Here is a 7,200-nt window from a genome sequence, read left to right as displayed (position 1 = left end):
GTTTTGCTTGTCTTCTTTTCGCAACACTAAGGTAAGTGAAAATTCTGACATGGCAAAATCCTGGGCAACTTTTTGTTGCTCAGGCACTTATAAATAATGTTAAACTATAGTGTTGCGGAATTAAGGTCCTTCAAATTAGTTGCAGGATGGCTGCATCCTTTGCTCAACATCAAAGTGTCTTCTGTGATTGTATCATTTGCAGATAACAGTACGGCTTGCTGGACCACATGTTTCAATTCTCTAACATTACCAGGCCATGAATATGTCAGCATGGCTTTCTGGGCTTCATCTGTTATAGCCGTAACATGCTTGTTCATCCGCTCATTGGCTTCTTCCATGAATGCAGAAGCCAATGGGAGAATGTCATCTTTACATGATTCGAGTTCTGGCAATTGAATAGTAAACTCACAAAGACGATAATACAGATCTTGGCGGAAACGTTTCTCCTTGATTGCATCCTCCAAATTCTCGTTGGTAGCGGCTATTACTCTTACATCGGCTGTCTTTTCTTCCGTACTTCCCACAGGAGAATATGTTTTCGTCGTCAGGACACGCAGAAGCATCTGCTGTACCTCGATTGGCAAGTTGCCAACTTCGTCAAGAAAGAGTGTACCGCCGCTTGCCGCACCGAAATATCCGTCCTTGTCACATTCAGCACCCGTGAATGCTCCTTTTCTGTATCCGAACAATTCAGACGCGGCAAGTTCCTTGCTCAATATGCCACAGTCCACACGGATATATGGCTTGTTTGATCGGTTGCTCTTTGCCCAGATGCTGTGTGCAACATGTTCCTTCCCGGTTCCATTGGCACCAAGAATAAGCACAGAAATGTCTATTGGAGCACACAGAAATACACGGTGATAAACCTCCTGAAAAGCCTTGCTCTTCCTTTCCTGTATGTTTCCTGTTTTCTTTTTCCGTAGCTCTCGGTGACGGATTATTTCCTCTATCTGTGGATACAGTTTGTCGAACAGCAACTCCTTCGGGATATAATTCACCGCCCCGAGTTTCATTGCCTCTACTGCTGTGACAGCCTGGTCGTACTGGGTCATAATGATAAACGGATTGCGGATGTCATTGTCATTCATCCACTTGAGCAAGTCATTACCCGTCTTATTGTCTCCAAGCTGCAAATCACACAAGACAACATCTTCTACATGCGCATTTCGAACAAGTTCAACGGCATTCTTGAAGCTGTAAGCATTCCTGGTATGGAAGCCTTTTGATTCAAGGATGCTGCACAGATAGTTGCAGAATGTTCTGTTGTCATCAATCACTAATATCGTATCTTTTGCCATATCAAACGTTATTTTCAAGTTGTGTTGTTGCCTCATTGATGATGGTCTCTGCCTGTCTGATTACAACATAAACTGCCATGTTTATTTCTTCATCCGTAGCAGAGGTATTCTTCAAGAGTCTGCTGAGTTCCCGCAGTGGTCCGTCAGCACTGATAATGCTCCACGAGCTGTACAGGTGATGTACTATATTCTGCATTTTCACCCTGTCTTCTATGGAAGCCGTCGCCTTTATGCTTACAAGCTCTTCCTTCGTCTCACCGACAATTGTCTCGAGCAGCTTGTTCTTATTTCCGTATGCCATCAACCTTGAAAAATCCATCTTATGCTCTTTTGTTACGGTTTCTATATATCCTTCAACCTTCTCACGGAGTTCCTTAAAGGATACAGGCTTGAAGACGCAGCCGCAGAATCCTGCCGATATGAATTCCTCTTCGGTGATGTTGTCGGACGCCGTCAGTATCAATACGGGGATGGATCGTGAATTTCTGATATTGGAGGCTCTCAAAAGTTCCAAAACTGCATATCCGTCGTATTCCGGCATCTTCAGGTCTGTAATCAACAAGTCGTATTCATTCTCACGCATTTTCAGCATCAGATCGTTCACATTCCGGCAGGTATCGCAAGACATTCCGGCAACAGAAAAAGCCTCATGTATGATTTCAAGCTGTGCCTCGCTGTCATCAATGGCTATGATCCTGTAATTGGATGCAGTGTCAATACCTTGATAGCAGTCTGTCACATTCTGCGGAGAGTCTGCTCTTTCCATTGGCAGCTTCACTGTAAAAATGCTGCCTTTTCCTTTTTCACTCTCTACGGATACGGTACCTTTCATCAGTTTCACAATGCTGTCAACGATAGACAGACCAAGCCCGAACCCGTCCTTAGTTGCAGCATTGCCAAGACGGTGAAATGCCTTGAAGATTTCAGCTGTCTGTTCTATACTCATGCCTGTACCGTTATCATGTACAGACATGGTGTATATTCCATTGATATACTCGGTTATCAGTATGACATCTCCTGACGATGAGTATTTGATGGCATTCGACAGCAGGTTTCGTCCGATTCTCAATAATTTCAACTTGTCAGCTATCACTACTCCTTCCGCATGGGCATGCACCGTAAGAGTCAGACCCGCCTGCGTAGCTTGTGCAGAATACTCCAACCGCAGCATTTCTGAAATGCTTTTCAAATTTACAGGCTTCTTGAAAAGCGTTTCCTTTCCGCTGTCCAAGCGATAAAATGTCAACAGACCATCTATCATTTCAGACATCATCTTGGAGGACTGATATATGCCAGTCATTCTTTCGCAAGAAACATGGTCTCTCTCGCGAAGCATTTGTGCAGACTCGCTTGATATAGCAGACAATGGACTTCTTAATTCATGAACAATGGTCAGAAGCGTCTTTCTACGGCTTCTCAGCAGTTCCTGATTCTGTCGGTTTGCTTCTTGAAGTTCCGCAATAAGCTGCTCCATGTCAGCTTGGCTTTTACGCATTCTTGCTGCAAATTTCTTTACAAGAATGAACATGATGAGAAACACTGGTATTAGTGAGCTGAGCATACATATATAATAATAAGGATTTCTATTTTCAATAGCCTTAATCTGCTGCTCACGCTTGGCAATACCATTATTCACTTTTGCGTCAACAACGGTTATCACATTCTGCAAATGCTTATTGATGACCTCATTTCTGATTCTGAGGCTGTCGAGTATGCCACTTACCTTACGGCTCTGCTGCTGGTGTCTTGTCAACAAGTCGTTGTGCAGCGTAGTCAGCATCCTTGCCGTTTCGCTATGTCTCAACGTGACTTTGGAGGAGTCTGTCTTCTCGGACTTCTTACCGAACAGACGTCTGAAAAAGCCTTTTTTCTTCTGCGCTTCCTGCGCTGATGAAACGACTCTTCTGCTTTCAGACTTGCTCTTTTCTACAATCTTAGGGACTTCTGTGGTAAACCTTGAATGAATATCGTTGCACTCGTGTATCGCATTTCTCATGGCAAGCAAAAGTCTTTCTTTTTCTTTCAACAATTCCTGAACCGAACGTATATCTTCATTGGTACAAAGACCGGCTATATTCTGAAGGCGGCTACTAACATCCGCACTAAGCCTGTGGTATTCGTTCGCTGCTGTTGAATCCCAGTCGGCAGCCGTTTCACCGAGCAGGGCCAGTTTGGTGACATGTATGTTCAAATCATACATGCTTTTTCGCCAAAGATGCAGTTCTGCATTTCTATTCTCCATACTACTTCTGTCGCGCCATTCAAATAGGCCGATTCCAATGGTACATCCTACAACAATGGTGGCTATCATTATGCCTAAAGCCATCCATCGGCAGATATGCCCGGTCTGTTTTTTGCGTTCCATATTGCTATTATCTTTTGATATTACTATTACATATTGCCAATTTATATTGTCTTTAGTTGACAAAGATACACTCATAGCTTCGCAATTACGAATTTCTGCTCATTTTATAACAACTTTTATTACTTTAAAAACGATCTGTACGTCGTACATATAAGCTAATTTGCGTATCTTTTACGTTGTTTTTTCAATTATAATTATACATTTTCATTCTTTTTATTTACTTTTGCACCGTCTTAGCGGATAGTTCCGCCAATAGGTAATTGATTATTATAACTTAAAAGGAAAGTATGAAAACGAAACTGATTGTTTTGGCGATAAGTTCTCTGGCAATTCTGGCTTCCTGCACAGGAAAGAAGACTACGCCAAATGCTGCAGACAATGATTCTGCAAATGTAGTTGACACCACCGCTTCTAATAAGGACAATGTGGATTTGACGTCTGTTGCAGGAACGTATGAGGGAACTCTCCCGGCAGCAGATTGCCCGGGTATAAAGACAGTGCTCACTATCAATACTGATAGCACCTATCTGTTGAAGCAGGACTATATCGACAAGAAAGATGGTCACGATGAAGCAAGCGGCATTTTTAAAGTGCTTGACGGTAAAGTCCTTATGCTTGTTCGTCCTTCAACAGGTGAACAGACCTTTTATAAGGTTAAGAATGCCAACAGCATCATCATGACAGATTCTATGGGTGTAGAACCTGAAGGTGAGACTGCAAAATTGTATGTACTGAAAAAGAAATAGTACACAGGAATCAAAAAAACGTGGACAGACAATTAAGTCTATTCACGTTTTTTCGATATATGGATTATCATCCTTCAAATCTACTAAGGGTGTTATCTACCTAAGGTATATCTCATGCCGACGGTTATATTGAAATTCAGCGGTTTTTCCTTGTAGATGGTCTGGAGCGAAGAGCTGTCGTCAAAATAATAGCTTATGCCAGGTTCCGCATAAATGCCGATATTGTTGAGTACGTCAAGTTGTACACCAACAGAGGCATTTACAGACATCTGCAAAGGTTTACTATCAATATCTGTTTTTTCTGTTTTCTTTGTCGTGTTATTGATGACATATTGCTGCGTAATACTTCCGGATACGCATTTCTCTACAAGAACCCCTGCATAGCCATATAGATAGAATCGTTTATATGACCAGGCATTATATTTCACGTTGACAGGTATTCCGACATAGTTCAGCTTTTGCTCGCCAGTGTAATGGTTTTCTTCTGTTCCGTCTTTCATATCAGATGAGAGACGAGTGTATGTCAATCCACTTTCTATGCTTAACCGTGCGTTGAATGCGTATGCCACCTTGAAACCTATACGGACAGGAAAATGGTGCTTGTATTCTGTCCTCACGTCCTTTCCTTGGTTGAAGATGTTGATTCCAAGCATAGGGTCGTCTTCCCAGTCGGAATCGTCAGGACCGACTGCTGTTACAGGGTCACCAATCGACATGATGGTTTTTGTTGTTCCCATCGCACCCATGGCGCTTGTACTTACTGTCCAACGTGACGATGTGGAAGGAGAGAAAGACCGTATTGCGCCAGAATTGCAGGCTACGAGTTTGTTGTGAATGTTGTCACGGTTGTATCTTTTTACATTTTCATTGTCTTTCTCTGGATCCGCAACTTGTTCTTTGCCACTGGTCGTATTGGTTTCATTAGCACTTTTTTCATAGTCATCGTTATTGTTATCGGAAGTAGTTTCTGAAGAGACCCAGCTATCAAAAATGGACGATGATATTTCTTTGCCTTTTTCGGATTTCCTTGTCATATCCGTAATGTGCGACATCGAAGAGTTGTATGCCATGAAATCATTGCAATCACCAGCCGCAAAAGAGCTTTTGACAGATGACTTTATGGTCTTCGTGTATACTTGTTGTCTTGCTAATTCTGATGCATCCCGTTCACTGTATGTATATTTGGAATAGATGGAATATCCCAAAAGTAAAGCTACACTTGCAGCTGCAGCCACACTTGCCATACGACGTAATCTGAATGTTACAGAAGACTTGCTGTTTCGTACATATCCACCATTTGCACCAGCCATCTCTTTGCGGATGTCTTTCCAAAGTCCCTCAGGCTCATTTATCTCATAATTGCCCAAGCGGTTGTGTATGTCTTTTTGCCAATTATCTTTCATACTTCAGTTGGAATTGATGGTTCTATATTGTTTTATTTTCTGCACCAGCATTGCCTTGGCTTTGTGCAGTTGCGAGGCAGATGTATTCTCCTTTATGCCGAGCAGAGAAGCTATCTCCTTGTGACTCTTGTTGTCAATGACATAGAGATTGAATACAGTACGGTATCCTTCCGGCAGTTCGCGTATGAACTGATATAGTGTTTCGGTCGGTATATCCTCTGTTTCAATACTTCCGCTGTCTGCTATATCCATATCAGCATCTTCTATATATGAAAGAGCTAAGCGGTTCTTCCTGCGAACAAACTTTATTGTCTCGTTAAGCGTAATCCTTGCCATCCATGCCTTTAGCGAACCCTCACCACGATACGTAAAACTATTCAGAGAAGTGAAAATCTTGATGAACGACTCTTGCAGCACATCCTTTATGTCCTCGTCATCCGTGATATAACGTGAGCAGAGTGCAGACAGATACCGCACATGCCTACGGTAAAGCCACTCGGTAGCAGTATTGTCGCCATCGAGAGCCTTTCGCAGCCAGCGTTCCTCTTCTGTTTTTTTTCTGAATGTTATACCGAACATCGTGTCTAATTGTTCAAAAGCTCTGAAAAAAGCAAAGTGCAAGTGCCTGGTCTTTAAGCCATTGGCACCTGCACTCTCTCGTTGCAACGAGCATCCTACTTTGTTACAGTAACAGCTACCGTAGCAGTCTTTTGATTTTTGTCTGTGATAGTGACTGTGGTGCTTCCTTCTTTTACACCCTTTATGGTAAGCTTGGCATCTTTGATGGTTGCAGTTGCAATTTTATCATCCTTGCTTGCAGCTGTATAAGGCGCAGCACCTCCACTGATAGTTATAACATCTTCTTTACCAACGGCAATACTTGTCTTGTCTTTGTCCACAACAACGCCGTCAATCACAGTGACACTCAGGCTTCCAGTTACCTTCTTGGAATCGGTAACAAGAACTGTTGCCTTGCCTGCCTTGACTCCTGTTACGGTGATTGTAGCCTTGTCCACTGTTACGGTTGCGGTCTTGTCATCGCTTGACTTAGCGGTGTAAGTACCATCTCCACCTGCTACCGTCACACTCTGTGTTCCACCGACTGCAACAGAAACGGTTGATGGAGAGAACTTGATGGCAGGTGTATTGTCATCATCATCAGAGCATGAGGCAAATGCTACAGCAAATACAGCGCAAACAATCAATGTTGCAAACTTGAAGAATTTAATTGATTTCATTTTTCTATAATTTTGTTGTTTAACCTCAAATCCGCAACCTATAGGGTTTAGTGGGATTTTGCTTGCAAAGCGACAAAATTCATTTTATTGTACATATTTCTTGCACAACAGAAATGTCGCAGACACAAAATCCCCTTACCCCATAAAGCG

The 7,200-nt window shown here is 42.6% G+C and carries 6 protein-coding genes; 1 reads left to right on the top strand and 5 read right to left on the bottom strand.

The features are described from left to right. Window positions 1-104 precede the first annotated feature (104 nt). Together EXN75_RS16805 and EXN75_RS16800 are read right to left on the bottom strand one after the other, a co-directional pair. Window positions 105-1,298, bottom strand: coding sequence for a sigma-54-dependent transcriptional regulator (locus EXN75_RS16805; protein WP_167639575.1), 1,194 nt, complete (start codon window positions 1,296-1,298; stop codon window positions 105-107). 1 nt (window position 1,299) lies between these two features. Next, on the bottom strand, window positions 1,300-3,663 hold the full coding sequence (locus EXN75_RS16800) for a hybrid sensor histidine kinase/response regulator (RefSeq protein ID WP_167639574.1): 2,364 nt from the start codon (window positions 3,661-3,663) through the stop codon (window positions 1,300-1,302). 287 nt (window positions 3,664-3,950) lie between these two features. On the opposite strand from EXN75_RS16800, the gene EXN75_RS16795 reads away from it, so the two are divergent. Then, window positions 3,951-4,409, top strand: coding sequence for a copper resistance protein NlpE (locus EXN75_RS16795; protein ID WP_134844691.1), 459 nt, complete (start codon window positions 3,951-3,953; stop codon window positions 4,407-4,409). Between the two features lie 92 nt (window positions 4,410-4,501). On the opposite strand, the gene EXN75_RS16790 is transcribed toward EXN75_RS16795, so the two are convergent. The 3 genes from EXN75_RS16790 to EXN75_RS16780 all read right to left on the bottom strand — a co-directional run bounded on the left by EXN75_RS16790 (window position 4,502) and on the right by EXN75_RS16780 (window position 7,050). Further along, the gene (locus tag EXN75_RS16790) at window positions 4,502-5,812 is read right to left on the bottom strand and encodes an outer membrane beta-barrel protein (protein ID WP_134844690.1); all 1,311 of its coding nucleotides are present in this window, start codon (window positions 5,810-5,812) and stop codon (window positions 4,502-4,504) included. A 3-nt stretch (window positions 5,813-5,815) separates the two neighbouring features. Continuing rightward, window positions 5,816-6,391, bottom strand: coding sequence for an RNA polymerase sigma factor (locus EXN75_RS16785; protein WP_246031455.1), 576 nt, complete (start codon window positions 6,389-6,391; stop codon window positions 5,816-5,818). 95 nt (window positions 6,392-6,486) lie between these two features. Further along, a complete protein-coding gene (locus EXN75_RS16780; protein WP_134844688.1) occupies window positions 6,487-7,050 on the bottom strand; it encodes an Ig-like domain-containing protein in 564 nt (187 codons plus the stop codon). Window positions 7,051-7,200 lie beyond the last annotated feature (150 nt).

Origin of the sequence: Segatella hominis (assembly GCF_004535825.1) — a bacterium.
GTDB classification, from domain to species: Bacteria; Bacteroidota; Bacteroidia; order Bacteroidales; family Bacteroidaceae; genus Prevotella; species Prevotella hominis.
Note: the sequence above shows the minus strand (reverse complement) of the source record. Positions and strands in the feature narration are given on the sequence as shown.

What these genes read in the sequence shown, in the direction of transcription:
- EXN75_RS16805 (WP_167639575.1), bottom strand. Translation starts at nt 1,298, where the DNA reads ATGGCAAAAGATACGATATTAGTGATTGATGACAACAGAACATTCTGC.
- EXN75_RS16800 (WP_167639574.1), bottom strand. Translation starts at nt 3,663, where the DNA reads ATGGAACGCAAAAAACAGACCGGGCATATCTGCCGATGGATGGCTTTA.
- EXN75_RS16795 (WP_134844691.1), top strand. Translation starts at nt 3,951, where the DNA reads ATGAAAACGAAACTGATTGTTTTGGCGATAAGTTCTCTGGCAATTCTG.
- EXN75_RS16790 (WP_134844690.1), bottom strand. Translation starts at nt 5,812, where the DNA reads ATGAAAGATAATTGGCAAAAAGACATACACAACCGCTTGGGCAATTAT.
- EXN75_RS16785 (WP_246031455.1), bottom strand. Translation starts at nt 6,391, where the DNA reads ATGTTCGGTATAACATTCAGAAAAAAAACAGAAGAGGAACGCTGGCTG.
- EXN75_RS16780 (WP_134844688.1), bottom strand. Translation starts at nt 7,050, where the DNA reads ATGAAATCAATTAAATTCTTCAAGTTTGCAACATTGATTGTTTGCGCT.